This window comes from Streptomyces luteogriseus (assembly GCF_014205055.1).
Classification (GTDB): Bacteria; Actinomycetota; Actinomycetes; order Streptomycetales; family Streptomycetaceae; genus Streptomyces; species Streptomyces luteogriseus.
Window position 1 is genome coordinate 2613759 of sequence record NZ_JACHMS010000001.1, and the last position, 20446, is coordinate 2634204.

18 protein-coding genes are annotated in these 20446 nt (G+C 71.9%); 4 read left to right on the top strand and 14 right to left on the bottom strand.

The genetic code is table 11. From position 1 onward, the window contains the following. Window positions 1-219: 219 nt before the first annotated feature. Window positions 220-3228, bottom strand: a complete 3009-nt coding sequence (locus BJ965_RS11360) for a putative bifunctional diguanylate cyclase/phosphodiesterase (protein WP_184908542.1) — start codon at window positions 3226-3228, stop codon at window positions 220-222. A gap of 424 nt (window positions 3229-3652) precedes the next feature. Further along, window positions 3653-4603, bottom strand: coding sequence for a 2-hydroxyacid dehydrogenase (locus BJ965_RS11365; RefSeq protein WP_184908543.1), 951 nt, complete (start codon window positions 4601-4603; stop codon window positions 3653-3655). Window positions 4604-4680: 77 nt separating this feature from the next. On the opposite strand from BJ965_RS11365, the gene BJ965_RS11370 reads away from it, so the two are divergent. Further along, the gene (locus BJ965_RS11370) at window positions 4681-5679 is read left to right on the top strand and encodes an aldo/keto reductase (RefSeq protein WP_184908544.1); all 999 of its coding nucleotides are present in this window, start codon (window positions 4681-4683) and stop codon (window positions 5677-5679) included. 127 nt (window positions 5680-5806) lie between these two features. Next, a complete protein-coding gene (locus tag BJ965_RS11375) occupies window positions 5807-6979 on the top strand; it encodes a PQQ-dependent sugar dehydrogenase (RefSeq protein ID WP_184908545.1) in 1173 nt (390 codons plus the stop codon). A 6-nt stretch (window positions 6980-6985) separates the two neighbouring features. Here BJ965_RS11375 and BJ965_RS11380 read toward each other — a convergent pair whose 3' ends face one another. From BJ965_RS11380 to BJ965_RS11410, 7 genes are all read right to left on the bottom strand, one after another. Next, entirely contained in the window at window positions 6986-7171 is a 186-nt protein-coding gene (locus BJ965_RS11380; RefSeq protein WP_184908546.1) for a DUF6191 domain-containing protein, read from the bottom strand. Between the two features lie 60 nt (window positions 7172-7231). Beyond that, the gene (locus BJ965_RS11385; protein WP_184917060.1) at window positions 7232-10276 is read right to left on the bottom strand and encodes a helix-turn-helix transcriptional regulator; all 3045 of its coding nucleotides are present in this window, start codon (window positions 10274-10276) and stop codon (window positions 7232-7234) included. Between the two features lie 128 nt (window positions 10277-10404). Continuing rightward, window positions 10405-10590 (bottom strand): hypothetical protein, encoded by a 186-nt coding sequence (locus tag BJ965_RS11390; RefSeq protein ID WP_184908547.1) that lies wholly within the window; start codon window positions 10588-10590, stop codon window positions 10405-10407. Window positions 10591-10787: 197 nt separating this feature from the next. Then, window positions 10788-11324: a hypothetical protein gene (locus tag BJ965_RS11395; protein ID WP_184908548.1), complete on the bottom strand. Its 537-nt coding sequence runs from the start codon at window positions 11322-11324 to the stop codon at window positions 10788-10790. A 35-nt stretch (window positions 11325-11359) separates the two neighbouring features. Then, complete coding sequence (locus BJ965_RS11400) at window positions 11360-11932, bottom strand: GNAT family N-acetyltransferase (RefSeq protein ID WP_184908549.1); 573 nt, start codon at window positions 11930-11932, stop codon at window positions 11360-11362. Continuing rightward, entirely contained in the window at window positions 11910-14156 is a 2247-nt protein-coding gene (locus BJ965_RS11405) for an MMPL family transporter (RefSeq protein WP_184908550.1), read from the bottom strand. The genes BJ965_RS11400 and BJ965_RS11405 overlap by 23 nt, the downstream gene beginning before the upstream one ends. Before the next feature lie 158 nt (window positions 14157-14314). After that, entirely contained in the window at window positions 14315-14656 is a 342-nt protein-coding gene (locus BJ965_RS11410) for a hypothetical protein (RefSeq protein ID WP_184908551.1), read from the bottom strand. A 191-nt stretch (window positions 14657-14847) separates the two neighbouring features. Here BJ965_RS11410 and BJ965_RS11415 point away from each other — a divergent pair, with 191 nt between their 5' ends. Continuing rightward, window positions 14848-15651, top strand: a complete 804-nt coding sequence (locus tag BJ965_RS11415) for an SAM-dependent methyltransferase (RefSeq protein WP_184908552.1) — start codon at window positions 14848-14850, stop codon at window positions 15649-15651. 72 nt (window positions 15652-15723) lie between these two features. Here the strand turns inward: BJ965_RS11415 and gatB are convergent, their stop codons facing one another. The 5 genes from gatB to BJ965_RS11440 form a co-directional block, all read right to left on the bottom strand. Continuing rightward, entirely contained in the window at window positions 15724-17238 is a 1515-nt protein-coding gene (gene gatB / locus BJ965_RS11420) for an Asp-tRNA(Asn)/Glu-tRNA(Gln) amidotransferase subunit GatB (RefSeq protein ID WP_184908553.1), read from the bottom strand. Between the two features lie 16 nt (window positions 17239-17254). Continuing rightward, the gene (locus BJ965_RS11425; RefSeq protein WP_030851407.1) at window positions 17255-17494 is read right to left on the bottom strand and encodes a hypothetical protein; all 240 of its coding nucleotides are present in this window, start codon (window positions 17492-17494) and stop codon (window positions 17255-17257) included. Next, window positions 17491-18984, bottom strand: a complete 1494-nt coding sequence (gene gatA, locus BJ965_RS11430) for an Asp-tRNA(Asn)/Glu-tRNA(Gln) amidotransferase subunit GatA (RefSeq protein ID WP_184908554.1) — start codon at window positions 18982-18984, stop codon at window positions 17491-17493. The genes BJ965_RS11425 and gatA overlap by 4 nt, the downstream gene beginning before the upstream one ends. Before the next feature lie 5 nt (window positions 18985-18989). After that, the gene (gene gatC, locus BJ965_RS11435; RefSeq protein WP_030851400.1) at window positions 18990-19286 is read right to left on the bottom strand and encodes an Asp-tRNA(Asn)/Glu-tRNA(Gln) amidotransferase subunit GatC; all 297 of its coding nucleotides are present in this window, start codon (window positions 19284-19286) and stop codon (window positions 18990-18992) included. A gap of 103 nt (window positions 19287-19389) precedes the next feature. Further along, a complete protein-coding gene (locus BJ965_RS11440; RefSeq protein WP_184908555.1) occupies window positions 19390-19761 on the bottom strand; it encodes a DUF4267 domain-containing protein in 372 nt (123 codons plus the stop codon). A gap of 95 nt (window positions 19762-19856) precedes the next feature. Here BJ965_RS11440 and BJ965_RS11445 point away from each other — a divergent pair, with 95 nt between their 5' ends. Then, window positions 19857-20444, top strand: a complete 588-nt coding sequence (locus BJ965_RS11445) for a TetR/AcrR family transcriptional regulator (RefSeq protein ID WP_184908556.1) — start codon at window positions 19857-19859, stop codon at window positions 20442-20444. Window positions 20445-20446: the final 2 nt, after the last annotated feature.

Sequence of the window (20446 nt, forward strand, 5' to 3'; positions counted from 1 at the left end):
TCTCAGATGCTGAGGGTTTTTGCGAGGTTTGTACGGTCTGCGGCTGCTGCACCAGGGGTGCCTGTGCAACAAAAAACCCCTCGTGCCATAAGGCAAGCGAGGGGAGCGCGCCGGGTGGGGTCGCTGAGCGGTCGAGGCTCAGCGTCAGCCGACGCGCTTTCCAAGTACGAGAATTCGGGTGCGCATGGCACTGACCCTCCCCCCGGCACGCACCCACTGTCAAGTGGGTGGGACGGGAGTCTCATTATGTGAGCGGAGGACCGTCCCGCCTCCGATGACGGCGGAGACCCCCGAGCTGTACAGCCGCGGGGAGCCGCCCGCGAACGCCGGTTCGGCCGGTCCGTTCGGCACCGGGTACCGGCCGGTGGCGAGCGCCCGGCGCAGCCGGTACTCGTCGAGCGGCCCGGAGAACGCCATGCCCTGTCCGTGTGTGCAGCCCATCGCGCGCAGGGCGATGACCTGCTCGGGCAGATCCACCCCTTCGGCCACGGACTTCAGCCCGAGGTCGCCCGCGATGCGCAGCAGCCCGCTGGTGATCTTGTGCAGGCGGGCGGACTCGACGACGCCCTCGACCAGACCGCGGTCGAGCTTCAGGACGTCGACGGGGAGGCGCCGGAGCGCCGTGATCGCCGCGTAGCCGCTGCCGAACCCGTCGAGCGCGATCCGTACGCCGACCCGCCGCAGGGCGCCCAGACGCCGCTCCAGCTCGTCCAGGGAGACCCTGGGGTCGGCGTCCGACAGCTCGATGATCAGCGACCCGGACGGCAGCCCGTGCCGCGTGAGCAGCGCCTCGATCGTGCCGAGCGGCATGGAGCGGTCCAGCAGCCTGCGGGCGCTCATCCGCACGACGACCGGCACGGACAGCCCGGCCGCGTGCCGCTCGGCGGCCTGCTCGACGGCCTCCTCGATCATCCACCGGCCCAGCTCGGCGGCCTTGTCGCTGTCCTCGGCCACCCGCAGGAACTCCGCCGGGGTGAAGAGCACCCCCTGCGAGGAACGCCAGCGGGCCTGCGCGGACACCGACGCGATCCGGCCGTCCCCCAGGGACACCACCGGCTGGTGCAGCAGGGCGAACTCCCCGTCGTGCAGCGCGGCCCGCAGGCGGGTGGCGAGCTCCGCCTTGCGGACGACGTCCTGCTGCATCTGAGGCTTGTACAGCTCGACGCGGCCCTTGCCGCCGGCCTTGGCGCGGTACATGGCCAGGTCGGCGTTGCGCAGCAGTTCGCCCGCGCCGAGGCCGGATTCCGCGAAGGCCACGCCGATGGAGGCGTTGACCCGGACATCGTTGCCGTCGATGAGGTAGGGCTGGGACAGCGTCGTCCTGAGCCGGTCGGCGAGCTCCAGTATGTGCCGCTCCCGGGCGTCCCGGTCGCGGGTGTTGTCCCCGGCGATCAGGGCCGCGAACTCGTCCCCGCCGAGCCGGGACGCGGTGTCGCCGTGCCGGACGGAGTCCTGGAGCCTGCGGGCGGCCTGGACGAGCAGTTCGTCCCCGGCCTGGTGTCCGATGGTGTCGTTGACGGCCTTGAAGCCGTCGAGATCGATGAACAGCACGGCCGTGTTCCGCAGGGCCACGCCCCGGTCGGAGGCGCGGCGGCCCGAGAGGGCGTGCTGGACGCGCTTGGTGAACAGGGCGCGGTTGGGCAGGTCGGTGAGCGGGTCGTGCTCGGCGTTGTGCTGCAACTGGGCCTGGAGCCGCACCCGTTCGGTCACGTCGCGGCTGTTGAAGATGAGGCCGCCGTGATGCCGGTTGACGGTCGACTCGACGTTCAGCCAGCCGCCGTCGCCCGAGCGGAAGCGGCACTCGATGCGGGTGGTGGGTTCCTCGACCGGGTTGGCGGCGAGGAACCTGCGCACCTCGTGCACGACGCAGCCCAGGTCCTCGGGGTGGATGAGGTTGGCCAGTTCCGTACCCACCAGCTCCTCCGCCGAGCGGCCGTACACGCCTGCGGCGGCCGGGGAGACGTACCTCAGGACACCGCTGGGCGCGGCGATCATGATGACGTCGCTGGAGCCCTGCACCAGGGAGCGGAAGTGGTTCTCCTTCTGCGCCAGTTCCTGGGTGAGGGTGATGTTGTCGAGCAGCATGATGCCCTGGCGCACGACGAGCGCGAGCACCACCGTGCCTCCGGTCAGCAGGACCACGCGGTCGACGCTGCGGCCGTTGAGGACGTTGTAGAGGATCCCCAGCGTGCACACGGCGGCCGCGAGGTACGGCGTGAGGGCGGCCAGGGAGCCGGCGATGGGCCGGGCGGCCGGGTACCGGCTGTGCTCGGCTCCGGGCAGGGCCTGGTGGTGGGGTCCGCTGCGCTGCCCCGGCACGTGCTCGTGCACCACGCGGGTGCGGCCCGTGCCGACGTGCCGGTCGGGGCCGTGCCGGTCGCCTTCCGCGCGGGGCGCCGCCCACGGGGCGTACGCCAGGAGCAGCGAGCCCGCGAACCAGCCCGCGTCGAGCAGCTGCCCGGAGCGGTAGTCGTGGTGCAGCAGCGGCGAGGTGAACAGGGCGTCGCACATCACGGTCAGCGCGAGCGCGCCGATGGCGGTGTTGACCGCGGAGCGGTTCACCGCGGACCGCCTGAAGTGCAGGGCGAGCACCATGCTGACCAGCGCGATGTCGAGCAGCGGATACGCCAGCGACAGCGCGATGTGCGCCACCCCGGGGCCTTCCGACTTCGCGGCCTGGGCGAGGGCGAGGCTCCACGCCAGCGTCAGCAGCGAGCCGCCGATCAGCCAGGCGTCCAGCCCGAGGCAGACCCAGCCGGCCTTGGTCACCGGCCGCTTGGCGAGCACGAGCAGTCCGACGATCGCGGGCGGCGCGAAGCAGAGGAAGAACAGGTCGGCGTAGCTGGGGCTGGGCACGGGCAGTCCGAGGACCACCTCGTACCATCCCCAGACCAGGTTGCCCAGGGAGGCCATGGTCGAGGAGAGTCCGAACAGCAGCCAGGCGGGTCGAAAGCGGGTGCGGCGGCTGCGGGCGTAGAGGAAGCACGAGACGGCGGCGGTGCCGGCCGCGGCGCTCAACCCGAAGTCGCCCATGAACAGGGCCACTTCGTACGACCCCCAGCCGAACGCGGAACCGACGACGTAGCCCGCGCAGGCCAGGGCGAGGACGAGTTGGAGGGCCAGGCTCGGCCGGTGGCCGGGGGCCGGCGTACGAGGCAGCAGCGCGCCCGGGGACGGAGGCTGTGCCCGCAGCGCTCCGTCCAGCGTGGGGGTGGAGGGCGCGGTCACCGGGCCCTCCCGGTCCGCGCCACTCCCGGGTCCCGCGGGTCCCGGTGGACCGGCTGGTCATGCCTTCTGCGGCTGCCGGGCCTGAGGTGGTGATGGCCGCGCTCGGCGCGGTGTTCGCCGTGGTGGGTGTGGTGGCCGACGTGATCGGCGTGCTGACCGCGTCTGCCCGCGGCCGTCCGCCAGGGTCGCCGCCGGCAGCCCCGCCCCGTCGGATCGCTCGTCCAAAGGCCGTGCATCGCCTGTCGCCCCCCTCACAGTCCCAAGTGTCCGTCCCCGGCGCCGAACAGTCCCCGGCGCAGCCCCTGTCGGGACGATACACCAGTCTCGTCACTCAGGGACATAGGTTCTCTACGCTCCGTGACGATCAACAGATATATGAGTACCCACCGCACCCGAAGGATTGCGGACGGTACTCGAAGGTCTCTCAGTCGGTTGATGCACCCGTCGTAAGGATCACGTTGCGGAGCGGCTCCCGGTTCACATAACGGTTCAACTGGTCCACCAGGAGCCGCTTGGCGCGCGGAAGGAACGCGGAGGTGGGTCCGCCGACGTGCGGGCTGATGAGTACCCCCGGCGCACGCCACAGGGGGTGTTCGCGCGCCAGCGGCTCCGGGTCGGTGACGTCGAGGGCGGCGGTGATGCGGCCGGTCTCGAGCTCGGCGAGCAGGGCCTTGGTGTCGACGACCGGGCCGCGGGCGACGTTGACGAGGAGCGCGCCGTCCTTCATCCGGGACAGGAAGTCGGCTCCGGCCAGGCCACGGGTGGTTTCGTTGAGCGGGGTGGAGAGGATGACGACGTCCGCCTCCGGCAGCAGCGCGGGGAGTTCGGTGAGCGGATGCACCGGACCGCGCGCCGTGGTGCGCGCGGAGCGCGCGACGCGCGCCACCCGCGCCACCTCGAACGGAACGAGCCGGTCCTCGATGGCCTCGCCGATCGAGCCGTATCCCACGATGAGGACGTTCTTGTCGGCGAGCGCCGGGCGGAACCCGCCGAGCCACTCCCCCCGGTCCTGCGCGCGGACGAAGTCGGGGATCCCGCGCAGCGAGGCCAGGATCAGCGCGAGGGTGAGCTCGCCGGTACTGGCCTCGTGCACCCCGCGCGCATTGCACAGCCGCACGCCCGCCGGCAGCTGCCCGAGTCCGGGCTCCACGTGGTCGATCCCGGCGGAGAGGGTCTGTACGACCCGGACGTTGCCCATCCGTCCCATGGGACGTACGCACAGCGGACTGGGCTTCATGTAGGGGACGACGTAGAAGGCGCAGTCGGCGGGGTCCGCGGGGAAGTCCTCCCCCCCGTTCCAGAAGCGGTAGTCCGGGCCCTCGGGGAGACCCTCGATCTCGTCCGGCGGGATGGGCAGCCACACGTCAGCAGTCATGCTCTGGAGGCTATGTCAGGAGCGTGCGACGGCAGAGGTTAGGTTGGGGTGGCTCGAACAGGGAGGGTCACGACCAGGTGGAGCGCAGGACGATCGGCGCGGCGGCGCTCGCGGTGGGGGCCGTCGGACTCGGGTGCATGCCGATGAGCTGGGCCTACAGCGCGTCGAGGCGGCGCGGAGACGAGTCGCTGAGGGCGGTGCACCGGGCGCTGGACCTGGGCGCGTCCCTGCTGGACACGGCCGACATGTACGGGCCCTTCACCAACGAGCTGTTGCTGGGGCGGGCGTTGAAGGAGCGACGGTCCGACGCGTTCGTGTCGACGAAGGTCGGGCTGCTCGTGGGCGACCAGCACATCGTCGCCAACGGCCGCCCCGGGTACGTGAAGCGCGCCTGCGACGCGTCGCTGCGACGGCTCCAGACGGACGTCATCGACCTCTACCAGCTGCACCGGGCCGACCCCGAGGTGCCGGTCGAGGAGACCTGGGGCGCGATGGCGGAGCTGGTCCAGGCCGGGAAGGTGCGGGCGCTGGGCCTGTGCGCGGTGGGCGCGCGGGCCGGGCGCCGGTCCGGGGCCGGGCTGCACGACGGAACGATCCGCCAGCTGGAGCGGGTGCAGCAGGTCTTCCCGGTGAGCGCTGTCGAGGCGGAGCTGTCGGTGTGGTCACCGGAGGCACTGGAGACCCTGCTGCCCTGGTGCCGGACGCGGGGCGTCGGTTTCCTCGCCGCGATGCCGCTCGGCAACGGCTTCCTGACCGGCAGGCTGCGGCCCGGCGCCGGCTTCGAGGCGGACGACCCGCGCGCCTGGCACCCCCGCTTCACGGCCGAGATGATGGCCGCGAACCAGCCGGTCGTCGCGGGCCTGCGCCGCGTCGCCCGCCGGCACGGCACGGACGTGACGCCCGGCCAGGTCGCCCTCGCGTGGGTGCTGGCCCAGGGCCCGCACGTGGTCCCGGTGCCGGGCACGAAGCAGGAGCGCTGGGTCACGGAGAACACGGCCGCGACGGCGGTGCGCCTGACCCCCGACGATCTCAAGGAGATAGCCGGGTTGCCGCCGGCCCAGGGGTCCTGGGACTGAGGCCCGGTTCCGCCTCCGGTGCGTTTCGGGCAAACCCCGTCCTTCCCGGTCCGGGGTTCCGTGATCGGGAACCTGGGAGCCGCCGGCGGTGTATGACAGGGAGAGGATCCGCCCCGTCGAAGGGACCATGATCGTGCAACGTCGAGCCGTCCCGGCCGTGCTGGCCGCCGCCGCGCTCCTGCTGACGGCCGGCTGTTCCTCCGACAGCGGAGGCTCGTCCGGCACGCAGGCGAGCACCACCCCGAGTCGTACGGCAGCCGGGTCGTCCGCGCCGCCGGGGCAGGCCGCCGAGGAGACGCCTCCCGCCCAGGGGTCGGTGAAGGTGGTACGCACCGTCGCCGAGGGCCTGGACTCCCCCTGGGGACTCGCTCCGCTGCCGGGCGGCGGTCTGCTCGTCTCCTCCCGGGACGACGCGACGATCGTCCGGGTCGACGAGAAGACCGGCAAGAAGACCGAACTGGGCGAGGTGCCGGGGGTCTCGGCGGCCGGCGAGGGCGGCCTCCTCGGGATCGCACTCTCCCCCGACTACGCCTCGGACCACATGGTCTACGCGTACTTCACCTCGGCGTCCGACAACCGCATCGTCCGCATGATCTACGACGAGCAGAAGCCGGCCGGCGAGCAGCTCGGCGCGCCCGACACCGTCTACAAGGGCATCCCCAAGGGCTTCATCCACAACGGCGGCCGCATCCAGTTCGGCCCCGACAAGATGCTCTTCGTGGGCACGGGCGAGAGCGGCGACACCGGTCTGTCCCAGGACAAGGACTCCGTGGGTGGCAAGATCCTGCGCCTGACGCCGGAGGGCGAGCCGGCGCCGGGCAACCCCTTCCCGGACTCGCCGGTGTACTCGTACGGCCACCGCAACGTGCAGGGCCTGGCCTGGGACGGCAAGCAGCGGCTGTTCGCCTCGGAGTTCGGGCAGGACACCTGGGACGAGCTCAACGCGATCAAGCCGGGCGACAACTACGGCTGGCCGGAGGCCGAGGGCCGGTCCGACGCCAAGGGGTTCCACAACCCGATCGACCAGTGGACGACGGCGGAGGCCTCCCCCAGCGGCATCGCCTACGCCGAGGGCTCGATCTGGATGGCGGGCCTGCGCGGCAAGCGGCTCTGGCGCATCCCGCTGAACGGCACGGAGGCCTCGGCCGAACCGCAGGCCTTCCTGGAGGGCGAGTACGGCCGGCTGCGCACGGTGGTGGCGGCGGGCGGCGACCGGCTGTGGCTGGTGACCAGCAACACGGATGGCCGGGGCGGCCCGAAGGCCGGGGACGACCGGATCCTGGAACTGCGGGTGACGTAACGGCCCCTAACTGCCGGGGTTCTCGGACTCCTCGTCGGGCGGGCGTACGACGACCTTTCCGGACGCGAGATCTATCGGCCCGCGTCCGGGATCGCCGTCCCCGACGTCCTCGCGGGTCAGCTCCAGACGGTTCTGCTCGTCGCGGGTGTGCTTGCGCCCGGGCGAGAACAGTTCCTCGAACACGTTGAACAACTGGTGCCTCCCTGGGCCGCGGGGTTCATGGCATCCGCGACGTCCCTTACAGCGTATGCCTCAGCCCGCCGGACCGGGCATGAGCATTTCGGCCGGGAACAGCCCCAGCCGGTGCGCCACCGCCGCCGCCTCGCCCCGCCCGGAGACGCCGAGCTTGCCCAGGATGTTGGAGACGTGCACGCTCGCCGTCTTCGGGGAGATGAACAGCTCCTGGGCGATGCGGCGGTTGGTGTGGCCGGCGGCGACCAGGCGCAGTACGTCCCGTTCCCGGCTGGTGAGGCCGAGGGCATCGGCGGGGTCGGCGGGCGCGGGGCCGGGTTCCGGGGCGGGGGTGATCGGGAGGCGGGCGCGTCGGCCGAGCGCGGTGGCGGCGTCGGCGAGCGGCCGGGCGCCGAGGTGACGGGCGACGGTGTGGGCGAGGCGGAGCAGTTCCGTGGCGCGCTCGCGATCGTCCTCGCCGGCGCCCGTCAGCAGGGACTCGGCCAGGCGGTGCCGGACGCGGGCGAGGTCGTAGGGACGGCCCAGGGGTTCGAAGGCGGTGACCACCTCCGACCAGGTGTCCGGGGTGCTCCGGCCCTCCGCACGGTGGAGTTCGGCGCGGACCCACCGCTCGTGGGCGAGCCAGACGGGGGCGTGGGTGGTGAGGCGCTTGGCGGTGGAGCGTATGCCGTCCAGGACCTGCTCGCGGCCGTCGCGGGCGGCGGGCAGCGCCCGGGCGTCGGCCTCGGCGGTGGCCGCCTGGAGCAGCAGCGGCCAGGCGTAGCGCTGGGTGCCGAGCGGGAAGCCGGGCTCCAGGGTGCGGGCCAGTTCGGCGCGGGCGTCGGCCAGGCGGCCCTCGGCGGCGGCGAGCGCGATGGTGAGCCAGGAGATCGGCAGGTCGTGCTGCGGCATGGGGTCGTGCGAGCCGTAGGCGGCGCGGCCCTGGGCGAGATGCCGGGCCGCCTCGGGCACCTGCCCGCGCGCGAGCGCCAGGTAGGCCAGGCAGTTGGCGCCGGACCCGTGCGGACCTGCCGTCTGGCCGCGCCGCTGGGCGTTGCCGGCGGCGTCGGCGGCCTCGTCCCAGCGGCCGAGGGAGATGAGCGACTCGGCGAGGTTGCTCCAGATCCAGGCCTCGGCGTCCCGCAGGCCCATCCTCCCCGTCAGCCGCAGGCCCTCACGCAGGATGCCGACGGATTCCTCGGAGCGGCCGACACCTTCGAGGACGGAGGGCAGGTTCACATGGCTGCGGCCCACGACGGCGGCGAGGCCGCGGGCGATCACCTCGTCCCTGACGTCGTACATGTGGCCGAGCCCGGCGTCGATCTGCCCGGCGTCGACCATGAGCCCGCCGAGGGTGAGACGGGCGTTGGACTCGATGTCGTCGGCGCCGACCATGCGCGCGTACTCGACGGCCCGCTCGGCGGCGGTCAGGGCGTCCGGGCCCGGTTCGTGCAGCATCGACCAGTGGGCGGCCGTGGCCAGCACCTCCGCGTGCACCTCCGACGGCGGCAGGCCACGGACCAGTTCCTGGGCGGTGGCGATCTCCTTCCAGCCGTCGCCCCGGGCCAGTCCCTGCACCAGCCGGGAGCGCTGGATCCAGAACCAGGCGGTGCGCAGGTGGTCGTCCTCGTCCTCCAGCAGACGCAGCGCCCGCTTGGTGATCTTCAGGGCGCGCTCGCGCTCCCCGCAGAGCCGCCCGGCGACGGCCGCCTCGGCCAGCAGGTCCAGGTAGCGCAGCGCGGTGGTGGCCGGGTCGCAGCCGCAGGGCGGGTAGACCTCGGCGTCGTCCACGGGGCGCAGGGTGCGGCGGACGGCGTCGGGGGCGGCGTCCCACAGTTCCATCGCCCGCTCCAGGAGGCGGAGTTGCTCGGAGTAGGCGTGGCGGCGGCGGGCCTCGACGGAGGCTTCGAGGACGGCGGGCAGGGCCTTGGCGGCGTCGTGGGCGTGGTACCAGTAGCTGGCCAGGCGGGTCGCCCGCTGGTCGGCGGGGACGAGGGCCGGGTCGCTCTCCAGGGCTTCGGCGTAGCGGCGGTTGAGGCGGGAGCGTTCGCCGGGGAGCAGGTCGTCGCTGACCGCCTCGCGGACCAGGGAGTGGCGGAAGCGGTAACCGTCGCCGCCGGGTGCGGGGGTGAGGATGTTCGCGTTCACGGCGGCCCGCAACGCCTCGATGAGATCGTCCTCGGCGAGGCGGGCGACGGCGGCCAGCAGCCGGTACTCGACGGTGGAGCCGCCCTCGGCGACGATCCGGGCGATCTGCTGGGCGGTCTCCGGCAGTCCTTCCACGCGGACGAGCAGCAGGTCGCGCAGGGAGTCGGTCAGGCCGGTCCGGCAGCCCTCGTGGGCGGCGACGGCGAGTTCCTCGACGAAGAAGGCGTTGCCGTCGGAGCGTTCGAAGATCGCGTCGATCCGGTCCGGCTCGGGTTCGTGGGCGAGGATCCCGGCGACCTGGCGGCCCACCTCGTCGCGGGTGAAGCGGGCGAGTTCGAGGCGGCGGATCGTGCGGAGCCGGTCGAGTTCGGCGAGCAGGGGCCGGAGCGGGTGGCGCCGGTGGATGTCGTCGGAGCGGTAGGTGGCGAGGACGACCAGGCGGCCGGTGCGCAGGGTGCGGAAGAGGTAGGAGAGGAGATGGCGGGTGGAGGCGTCGGCCCAGTGCAGGTCCTCCAGGGCGAGGACGACGGTGTGCTCGGCGGTGACGCGCTCCAGCAGGCGTGCGGTGAGCTCGAAGAGGCGGGCCATGCCGTCCTCGTCGTGCCGCCCGGCCCTCGACTCGCCCAGCTCGGGCAGCAGCCGGGCCAGTTCCTCCTCCTGGCCGGCGGCCGCCGCGGCCAGCTCGCCGGGAAGTTCGCGGCGCAGGGCGCGCAGGGCGGTGGAGAAGGGGGCGAAGGGCAACCCGTCGGCGCCGATCTCCACGCAGCCGCCGAGTGCGACCACCGCCCCGCGGTGGCGGGCGGCGGCGGCGAACTCCTCGAGGAGGCGGGTCTTGCCGACTCCGGCCTCCCCGCCGATGAGCAGCGCCTGCGGCTCGCCCTCGCGGGCGCGTACGAGCGCGTCGTGCAGCGTGCCCAGTTCCTCGGCACGGCCGACGAACACGGGGCTCACGGACCTGGTCTCCACGGCCCCGAGCATCGCATGCGGGTCCGACGGCACGGCACCGGTTTTCCGTCGAACGGCCGGAGCAGCGGCCGCCGTTCCTGTGCGAACGACGGCCGCTGCTTCTCGCACGGCCACGCCGGGGGCCGGTCCCGCCCCGGTGTTCACGCGGTCCGGGCGGACCGCAGCCGGCGGAAGCGGCGGCTATGGCTCTCGTGCTCGGCGGAGTCCTGGCCGGCTTCATGGCGGGCCGCGCGGCGGGCCCGGGCGGCCTCGCGGACCAGGCGCTCGTGGTCGGCCCGGTGGATGAGGTCGCTGGTGCGCAGCTGCTGGAGCTCGTACTCGTACATGGTGTGTCCCTTGAGGAGAGGCGGTCACGGAGTGTTTTCCGCGATGACCTCACTCTCGTCTCCCAGGTGGGGCCGCCACATCGGGAGAGTTCCGCATCTTCGGAGGCCGGAGGGGCCTTAGACGCGGCCGAGGGGCCTCAGGCGGTTCCGTAAGGTGCTCACGGAACCGCCTAAGACCCCTCAGGACCTGCGGGCTCTCAGCTGGCGGAGGGCAGTCCGAGCAGGATGCCGGTGTACTTGAGGACGGCCAGGAACAGGCCGATGACGCCGAGCGCGACTCCCGCCCAGGCGACGGACTTGATCCAGGGGGCCTGGATCCTGCCCGGCGTGCCGAACGCGGGCCTGGCGAGCGTCACGACGCCGACGACCAGCGCGATCAGCGCGAACAGGCCGCCCCACAGGGCGGTGGTCTGCCAGGCGTCGCCGTAGACCGCCTGGATCTGCTGGGCCACTCCCGCGTTCTGCGCGGTCTCCAGCTGGCCGACGAGGTTCTGGCGCGCGGAGGCCACGGTGCCGATCCAGCTGCCGGTGAGCGAGACGACGCCCAGTGCGGCGGAGACGACGGCGGCAGCGCCCTGTCCGACGCCGGAGGGGGCCTCCTCCTTGGTCTGCGCGTCGTCGGCCGCGGCCGGGACCTCGGTCTCGGGCACCTCGTCGGACTTGGTGGTGTCCACCGCCTTCTCGTCGGTCGTGGCCTTGGTGGCCTCGGTCTCGTCCACTGCGTTCGTAGCCATGTCTCGCACCGTAGGGTCGCTGTCTGAGAAGTCTCTTAATGATCGTTGTGAGCGACACGCGCGCGTGCGGCGCGCCACTCGGGCGCCAGCACCGACCAGACTTCGAGATCGTGCCGTACGCCACCATAGGGGTGCGCCGCGCGCCGTACACCGTCGCGGGTCATGCCGAGCCGTCGCGCCACGTTCAGGCTGGGCCGGTTTCCGGCGGCGGCGACCCACTCGACGCGGTGGATGCCGCGCTGCTCGACGGCCCATTCGATGAGGACCCGCATCGCCCGTGTGACCAGGCCCCGGCCCGTGGCGGCCGGCTCCAGCCAGCAGCCGACCTCGCAGTTGCCGGTGTCCGCGTCGAAGTTCAGGAACAGCACGCCGCCCACCAGCGTCCCCTCCAGCCACAGACCGTGCAGGGACCCCGTGTCGGCGGCGCGCATGTCGGCGTAGCGCTGGAGCTTGGCGCGGGCGGAGAGCAGGTCCGTCTCGGTCGTGCCGAAGGGGATGTACTGCCCGATGAACTCCCGCCCCCGCTCCAGGTGCGCCAGGAACTCCCCGGCGTGCCAGGGCTCCAGGGGCCTCAGCTCGGCGTCGTCACCCAGGGATATCGCGTACATCCCGCTGCCGCTCCTCCTCCGCCAGGACGTCCGCCACCTCGGCGTCCGTCGCGGCGGCCAGCCTCTCATGGGCGGCGCGGCTCTCGGGCGGCTCGATGCTGATGCGCGGCATGCGTTTGTCCAGCCAGCGCGGCAGCCACCAGTTGGCGCCGCCGAGCAGATGCATCAGGGCGGGGACGAGGAGCGTGCGCAGGACGAAGGCGTCCAGGGCGACGGCGGCGGCCAGGGCGATGCCGAACATGGCGATCACGCGGTCGCCGCTGAGTACGAAGGCCAGGAAGACGGAGATCATGATGACCGCCGCCGAGTTGATCACCCGGCTGGTCTCGGCGAGGCCGACACGTACGGCCCGGCGGTTGTCGCCGGTCTCCAGCCACTCCTCGTACATCCGGCTGACCAGGAAGACCTGGTAGTCCATGGAGAGGCCGAAGAGCACCGACACCATGATCACCGGCAGGAAGGGTTCGATGGGTCCGGCGCTGCCGAGGCCGAGCAGTTCGCTGGCCCAGCCCCATTGGAAGATCGCGACCACCACGCCGAAGGCGGAGGCCACGGCGGCGACGTTCATCGCGGCGGCCTTCAGCGGGATGCCGATGGACCGGAAGGCCAGCAGGAGCAGCAGGCAGCCCAGGCCGATGACGACCCCGACGAACACCGGCAGCTTGGAGACGATGACGTCGGCGAAGTCGTCGTAGCCGGCCGTCATGCCGCCCACCTGCACATCGAGCGAGGTGCCCGACTCGGCGCGGGGCAGCACCTCGCCGCGCAGCCGGTCGACGAGGTCGCTGGTGCGCTGCGACTGCGGCGAGGACTCCGGGACGACGGTGAGGTACGCGGTGTGGCCGCCGGAGTCGAACGTCACCGGGGTCACCGAGGCGACGCCGTCGGTGGCGCGGAGCGTGCCGTCGAGGTTGTCCAGGGCGAGCTTGTCGTCGGCTCCGTCGACCTTGGTGACGAGGGTGAGCGGGCCGTTCACGCCGGGGCCGAAGCCGTCGGCGAGCAGGTCGTAGGCCTGGCGGGTGGTGGCGGTCTTCGGGCCGTTGCCCTGGTCGGAGGTGCCCAGGTGCAGGGAGAAGGTGGGGAGCGCGAGAACGGCCATGACGACCAGGGCGACCGCGCCGAGCACCTTGGGGTGGCGTTCCACGAAGGCCGACCAGCGGGCCGCGAAGCCTGTGGGCACCTCGGGTTCGGGTCCGTGCTCGGCCAGGCGGCGGCGCTCACGGCGGCTGAGCGCGCGCATGCCTATGAAGGACAGCAGGGCGGGCAGCAGGGTCACGGAGGCGGCGACCGTGAGGATCACGGTGAGGCTGGCCGCTATGGCGACGCCGTTGAGGAAGCTCAGCTGGAGGATCAGCATGCCGAGCAGGGCGATGCAAACGGTGGCACCCGCGAAGACGACGGCCCGTCCGGTGGTCGCGACGGCGTTCGTGGCGGCCTCGGTGACGGACAGCCCGCGTTTCAGCCCGCGGCGGTGTCTGGTGACGATGAACAGCGCGTAGTCGATGCCGACGCCGAGCCCGATGAGCATGCCCAGCATGGGGGCGAAGTCGGCGACGGTCATGGCGTGGCCGAGCAGCACGATCCCGGCGTAGGCGGTGCCGACGCCGACCAGGGCGGTGGCGATGGGCAGCAGGGAGGCGGCGAGCGAGCCGAAGGCGAGGAACAGCACCACCGCGGCGACGATCACGCCGACGATCTCGGCGACGTGCCCGCCGGAGGACTCGGTGAGCGCGACGGCGCTGCCGCCCAGCTCCACCTGGAGCCCGTCGGTCTCGGCGCTCTTCGCGGTGTCGACGACGGCCTGCGCCTCGCCCTTGGCGATGTCCTCGGCCTGGTCGTCGAAGGTGACCGAGGCGTACGCGGTGCGGCCGTCCTCACTGACGCGGCCCGTGCCCGGCCCGTCGTAGGGGCCGGTGACCGAGGCCACTCCGGGGAGGTTCTCGATCCGGTCCAGGGTGCGGCTCATCGTCTGCTCGACGTCGGCGGCGCGGACACTGCCGGACGTGGTGTGCCAGACGACGGTGTCGCTGTCACCGCCGAGCTGCGGGAAGCCCTCGTGCAGCAGCTCGGTGGCGCGGCCCGACTCGGTGCCGGGGACCTGGTAGTCGTTCGAGTACGTGGTGCCGGCGACGGCGGCGCCCGCGGCGACACCCGCGAACGCGAGGAGCCACAGCAGGACGCTGAGCAGACGGCGCTGGACGCACCAGCGTGCGAGGGCTGCCACGAAACGTGCTCCCGGAGTTGCCTTGTGTGGATCTTTGACCGGGAACAGTCGTGCATGAACTGAACAGCCAGCAAAGAACGCATGAGCAATGCGCTGCCACTCTTACAGGCTCACGAGATCATTTGTCGCTTTCGTGGGCTTATTCACAGCGGCCGGAATCAGTCGAACTGGTCCCCCAGCGCCATCACCATCACGCCCGCGACCAGCAGCCACAGGGCCCGCCGGGTACGCCCGCGGGAGCCCAGCACGGTGGCGGCGGCGCACACGGCGGCCCCGCCGGCGTACGCGGCCGGGACGAGGGCCGGTGCGGAGCGGGTGAGGCGGAGCAGCGCCGCGGCGAGACCGGCCAGTGTCAGCGCGGCGCCGGTGCCCGCCGCCGTCCAGCGGGCCCGGCGCGCGTCCTCCTCGTCGCCCATCGGGTCCTCGGTCCCGTCCCGGCCGGCGGCCGCCTCCGAGTCCACTGTCTCCGGATCGGTGTCGGAATCAGGACGTCCACTCATGGCCGAGACGGTAGCGCGCCGAGGGGGAAAACCGGGTGCGGGGCCGCCGGGCCGGCTGTTAGCGTCCGTCGGTCCGAGGAAACGCCCGCGGCCTCCCGCCGCCCGGCCGAAGCAGGTGCATTGTTTGACGGTCCGACCGAGCTCCCACGCATTCCCGTTCTTCCCGAAGGACTCAAGGAGCCCGTTCACCGATGTCGGACATCACTTCCCGGACCTCGAACGACCCCCTCACTGACCGTGTGAGCCACCCCGGCTACCCCCGCAGCAGTGGCTACGACGCCCGCTGGACCATCGACAACCAGATGGGCCCGCACGCGCTGTGGCTGCTGGAGTGGCTGGCCCCCGCCCTGGGGCTCGACACCCTGAGCCCCGGCTCCCGGGTACTCGACCTGGGCTGCGGACGTGCCATGACGTCGATCTTCCTCGCCAAGGAGTACGACCTCCAGGTCGTCGCCGCCGACCTGTGGATCAAGCCCGACGACAACGCCGGGCGGATCGCCGGGGCGGGTGTCGGCGACCGGGTCCTGCCCGTGTCCGCCGAGGCCCACGACCTGCCGTTCGGCGAGGGCACCTTCGACGCGATCGTCTCGATCGACGCCTACCAGTACTTCGGCACCGACGACCTCTACCTGCCCACTCCGATCCGGCTGCTGAAGCCGGGCGGGCGGATCGGCGTCGTCGTGCCGGCACTGCGCGAGGAGATCGACGGCGTCGAGCCGCCGGAGCACCTCGAGCCTTACTGGGAGCCCGACTTCTGGTGCTTCCACTCGGCCGCCTGGTGGCGGCGCCACTGGACCCGCAGCGGGGCCGTGAAGGTCGAGACAGCGGACTGGCTGGAGGACGGCTGGCGCGACTGGCTGCGCTGGTGCGAGGTCGTGGCCGACGAGAGCACGGACGAGTGGCACGTCCGGATGGCCGGACAGTGCGCCGAGATGCTGCGCCTCGACCGCGGCCGGACGCTGGGCTTCGTCCGGGTCGTCGGCAGCCGCCTCTGAGTGGATGACGAGGGGATGACGAGGGGGGACGCACCGGGTCCGGTGCGTCCCCCCTCGTCGGGTCACGGGAGGTCAGCCCTCGCTGACGCCCAGCTTCTCCAGGATGAGCTCCTTGACGCGGGCCGCGTCCGCCTGGCCTCGGGTGGCCTTCATGACGGCGCCGACCAGCGCACCGGCCGCGGCCACCTTGCCGCCGCGGATCTTGTCCGCGACGCCCGGGTTGCCGGCGATGGCCTCCTCGACGGCGGTGGTGAGGGCGCCCTCGTCGGAGACGACCTTCAGACCGCGCTTGTCGACGACCTCGTCCGGGGTGCCCTCGCCCGCGAGGACGCCCTCGATGACCTGCCGGGCCAGCTTGTCGTTCAGGTCGCCCTTCGCGACGAGCTCGGTGACCCGGGCGACCTGCGCCGGCGTGATCGCCAGCTCGTCGAGCGCCTTGCCCGACTCGTTGGCGCTGCGGGCCAGCTCGCCCATCCACCACTTGCGGGCGGAGGCGGCGTCGGCCCCGGCCTCGATCGTGGCGACGATGGGCTCCAGCGCACCGGCGTTGAGGATCGCCTGCATGTCGGTGGCCGAGACGCCCCACTCCTCGCGGAGCCGGCTGCGGCGGACCAGCGGCAGTTCGGGCAGCCCGGCCCGGATCTCCTCGACCCACTCGCGGGACGGGGCCACCGGGACGAGGTCGGGCTCCGGGAAGTACCGGTAGTCCTCGGCCTCCTCCTTCACACGGCCCGAGGTCGTCGACCCCGTGTCCTCGTGGAAGTGGCGGGTCTCCTGGATGATCGTGCCGCCGGACGACAGCACGGCCGCGTGCCGCTGGATCTCGAAGCGTGCCGCGCGCTCCACGGACCTGAGCGAGTTGACGTTCTTCGTCTCGGAACGCGTGCCGAACTTCTCCCGGCCGTGCGGGCGCAGCGACAGGTTCACGTCGCAGCGCATCTGGCCCATCTCCATGCGGGCCTCGGAGACGCCGAGCGCCTTGATGAGCTCACGCAGCTCACGGACGTAGGCCCGTGCGACCTCGGGGGCACGCTCGCCCGCGCCCTCGATCGGCTTGGTGACGATCTCGATGAGCGGGATGCCGGCGCGGTTGTAGTCCAGCAGCGAGTGCGAGGCGCCGTGGATGCGGCCGGTGGCACCGCCGACGTGCGTCGACTTGCCGGTGTCCTCCTCCATGTGGGCGCGCTCGATCTCCACGCGGAAGGTCTCGCCGTCCTCCAGCTGCACGTCGAGGTAGCCGTTGAAGGCGATCGGCTCGTCGTACTGGGAGGTCTGGAAGTTCTTCGGCATGTCCGGATAGAAGTAGTTCTTCCGGGCGAAGCGGCACCACTCGGCGATCTCGCAGTTCAGCGCGAGGCCGATCTTGATCGCGGACTCGACGCCGGTCGCGTTGACGACCGGGAGCGCGCCGGGCATGCCGAGGCAGACCGGGCAGGTCTGCGTGTTGGCGTCCTGGCCGAGGGCGGTCGAGCAGCCGCAGAACATTTTGGTCTTGGTGCCGAGTTCGACATGGACCTCGAGGCCCATGACGGGGTCGTACGACGCGAGTGCGTCCTCGTACGACACCAGGTCGGTCGTGGTGGTCACGGTGAGTACTTCCCTCTCAGCCCAGCAGAACGTCGTCGTCGCCCAGCTGCTTCAGCTCGCGATAGAGAATGGCCAGGTTGGTGACGACCGCGGCTCCGGTCACGACGGCGTCGAGCAGCCGCAGCGTGTCGTTGTCTCCGCGGGCCTTCTTGATCTGCTTGTAGACCCCGACGGCGCCGAACGCCGACGTGGCCATCGAGATGTACAGACCGGACTTGGACTTCTTGAAGCCCTTGGCCTTGGACAGTGCGCTCACAGCGACGGAGCCTCCTCGATCAGCGGGTGGCCCCACTTTTCCACGAAGGCGGCCTCGACGGCGGCACCCACCTTGTACAGGCGGTCGTCCTTCATGACGGGGGCGATGATCTGCAGGCCGACCGGGAGGTTGTCCTCCGGGGCGAGACCGCACGGCAGCGACATGGCCGCGTTGCCCGCCAGGTTGGTCGGGATGGTGCACAGGTCGGCGAGGTACATCGCCATCGGATCGTCGGCACGCTCGCCGATCGCGAAGGCGGTGGTCGGGGTCGTCGGGGAGACGATCACGTCGACCTGCCCGAACGCCTTGTCGAAGTCCTGCTTGATGAGCGTGCGGACCTTCTGGGCGCTGCCGTAGTAGGCGTCGTAGTAGCCGCTGGACAGGGCGTACGTGCCGAGCATGATGCGGCGCTTGACCTCGGGGCCGAAGCCGGCCTCACGGGTGAGGGAGGTGACCTCCTCGGCGGAGTGCGTGCCGTCGTCGCCGGTCCGCAGGCCGTAGCGCAGGCCGTCGAAGCGGGCGAGGTTGGAGGAGCACTCGGACGGCGCGATCAGGTAGTACGCCGACAGCGCCAGGTCGAAGGACGGGCAGTCCAGCTCGACGATCTCGGCGCCCAGTTCCTTCAGCAGTTCCACGGACTCGTCGAAACGCTGGATGACGCCGGCCTGGTAGCCCTCGCCGCGGAACTGCTTGACGACGCCGACGCGCATGCCCTCGACGCTGCCGTTGCGGGCGGCCTCGACGACCGCCGGGACGGGCTCGTCGATGGAGGTCGAGTCGAGCGGGTCGTGCCCGGCGATGACCTCGTGCAGCAGCGCCGCGTCCAGGACCGTACGGGCGCAGGGTCCGCCCTGGTCGAGGGAGGACGAGAAGGCGACCATGCCGTAGCGGGAGACCGCACCGTACGTCGGCTTCACACCGACCGTGCCGGTGACGGCGGCGGGCTGGCGGATGGAGCCGCCGGTGTCCGTGCCGATGGCGAGCGGCGCCTGGAAGGAGGCGAGCGCGGCGGACGAACCGCCGCCGGAGCCGCCGGGGATCTTGGTGAGGTCCCAGGGGTTGCCGGTCGGGCCGTAGGCGCTGTTCTCGGTGGAGGACCCCATGGCGAACTCGTCCATGTTGGTCTTGCCGAGGATCACGACGTCGGCGGCCTTGAGCCGCTTGGTGAGCGTCGCGTCGTACGGCGGGATCCAGCCCTCGAGGATCTTCGAGCCGACGGTGGTCGGGATGCCCTCGGTGGTGAAGATGTCCTTCAGCGCGAGGGGCACGCCCGCCAGCGGGCCGAGCTTCTCGCCCTTGGCGCGCTTCTCGTCCACGGCGCGGGCCTGGGCGAGGGCGCCCTCGCGGTCGACGTGCAGGAAGGCGTGCACCTTCTCGTCGACGGCCTCGATGCGGGCGAGGTGGGCCTCGGTGACCTGCACCGCGGTGAGTTCGCCGGAGGCGATCTTCGCGGCGGTCTCGGCGGCCGTGAGCTTGATGATGTCCGTCATGGCTGTTAGTCCTCCCCCAGGATCTGCGGCACCTTGAAACGCTGCTGCTCCTGGGCCGGGGCGCCGGAGAGCGCCTGCTCGGGGGTGAGCGACGGACGGACCTCGTCCTTGCGCATGACGTTCGTCAGCGGGAGCGGGTGCGAGGTCGGCGGTACGTCTTGGTCGGCGACCTCACTGACGCGTGCGACCGCGCCGATGATGTCGTCCAGCTGTCCCGCGAAGTGCTCGAGCTCTTCGGGCTTCAGCTCCAGACGCGCCAGCCGGGCGAGGTGGGCGACCTCCTCGCGCGTGATGCCAGGCATGCAGCGATCCTCTGGGGTGAGTGAATGTGGTGTGGCCCAATCCTATGGGTCGGGGGGCCGTGCCCGTGAAACGGTTTGCCGCCCCGAAGGTTTCCCGGACCCCTCAGACCGCGAAGAGCAGCGCGGCACTGATCAGGACGACGGCCGCGGTGGCGAAGTGGATCCCGAAGGCGACCGCCTTCTTTCCGCCGTTGCGCAGCACGATCAGGGTGTCGCCGAGCGGCACGAGAGCCACGGCGAGCAAGAACCAGGCCTCGGCTCCGGTCCCCGCGAAGGCGAGCAGCGCCAGACCGACCAGGCCGAGGGTGCCGTCCCGCAAGCCCTTGATCGTCAGGTAGGCGCCGGCGTCGCCGCCGGGGTCGGCCGGGACGCCGTAGCCGGCCGCCGCGGAGGCGGGCTGGAACAGGAACCGGTAGCCGAGGAACAGGCAGAACAGGTTGAGCACGACGGCCAGGGTGTACGCGGTCGCGGTCATGGCTCTCTCCGATGTCCGAGTTTCTAGCAGTGCTAGGGATGAGAGCGAAGCTAGCAGAGCGTCGACAGGAACGCTAGCGCTGCTAGAATTGCGGCATGACGATCCAGACGCGCCGGGAGCGCGAACGAGCGGAACGCGAGCGGCTGATCGTGACGGCCGCCCGGGAACTGGCCGAGGCGGAAGGCTGGGACGCGGTGACCACGCGTCGGCTCGCCGAGGAGATCGAATACAGCCAGCCGGTCCTCTACAGCCACTTCAAGGGCAAGGGCGCGATCATGGCGGCCGTGGCGGTCCAGGGCTGCGCGGACCTGGCCGACGAACTGCGGGCGGCGCGCACGGCGGCCGGGAGCGCCCGCGAGGCGCTGGCGGCGGTGGGCGGCGCGTACACCGCCTTCGCCCGGCGGCGACCCGCGCTCTACGACGTGATCTTCACGCTCGCCGTGGACCTGCCCTTCGCCACCCCCGAGGCGCCGGCCGCCCTCCAGGACGCCTTCGGCGAACTGCTGCAGGCCGTCCAGCCGATCGCGGCGGACGGCGAGGACACGGGTCTGCTGACGGAGACGTACTGGGCCGGGCTGCACGGGCTGGTGACCCTGATGCGCAGCGGCCGGCTGCCCGAGGAGGCACACGAGCAGCGCCTGGCGCTGCTGATCGGCCACTTCGTGCCGCCGGGCACGAGCTGAGC

What these genes read in the sequence shown, in the direction of transcription:
- gatC (WP_030851400.1), bottom strand. Translation starts at nt 19,286, where the DNA reads ATGCCTGGCATCACGCGCGAGGAGGTCGCCCACCTCGCCCGGCTGGCG.
- BJ965_RS11415 (WP_184908552.1), top strand. Translation starts at nt 14,848, where the DNA reads ATGTCGGACATCACTTCCCGGACCTCGAACGACCCCCTCACTGACCGT.
- BJ965_RS11365 (WP_184908543.1), bottom strand. Translation starts at nt 4,603, where the DNA reads ATGACTGCTGACGTGTGGCTGCCCATCCCGCCGGACGAGATCGAGGGT.
- BJ965_RS11395 (WP_184908548.1), bottom strand. Translation starts at nt 11,324, where the DNA reads ATGGCTACGAACGCAGTGGACGAGACCGAGGCCACCAAGGCCACGACC.
- BJ965_RS11400 (WP_184908549.1), bottom strand. Translation starts at nt 11,932, where the DNA reads ATGTACGCGATATCCCTGGGTGACGACGCCGAGCTGAGGCCCCTGGAG.
- BJ965_RS11445 (WP_184908556.1), top strand. Translation starts at nt 19,857, where the DNA reads ATGACGATCCAGACGCGCCGGGAGCGCGAACGAGCGGAACGCGAGCGG.
- BJ965_RS11440 (WP_184908555.1), bottom strand. Translation starts at nt 19,761, where the DNA reads ATGACCGCGACCGCGTACACCCTGGCCGTCGTGCTCAACCTGTTCTGC.
- gatA (WP_184908554.1), bottom strand. Translation starts at nt 18,984, where the DNA reads ATGACGGACATCATCAAGCTCACGGCCGCCGAGACCGCCGCGAAGATC.
- BJ965_RS11410 (WP_184908551.1), bottom strand. Translation starts at nt 14,656, where the DNA reads ATGAGTGGACGTCCTGATTCCGACACCGATCCGGAGACAGTGGACTCG.
- BJ965_RS11390 (WP_184908547.1), bottom strand. Translation starts at nt 10,590, where the DNA reads ATGTACGAGTACGAGCTCCAGCAGCTGCGCACCAGCGACCTCATCCAC.
- BJ965_RS11375 (WP_184908545.1), top strand. Translation starts at nt 5,807, where the DNA reads ATGATCGTGCAACGTCGAGCCGTCCCGGCCGTGCTGGCCGCCGCCGCG.
- BJ965_RS11385 (WP_184917060.1), bottom strand. Translation starts at nt 10,276, where the DNA reads ATGCTCGGGGCCGTGGAGACCAGGTCCGTGAGCCCCGTGTTCGTCGGC.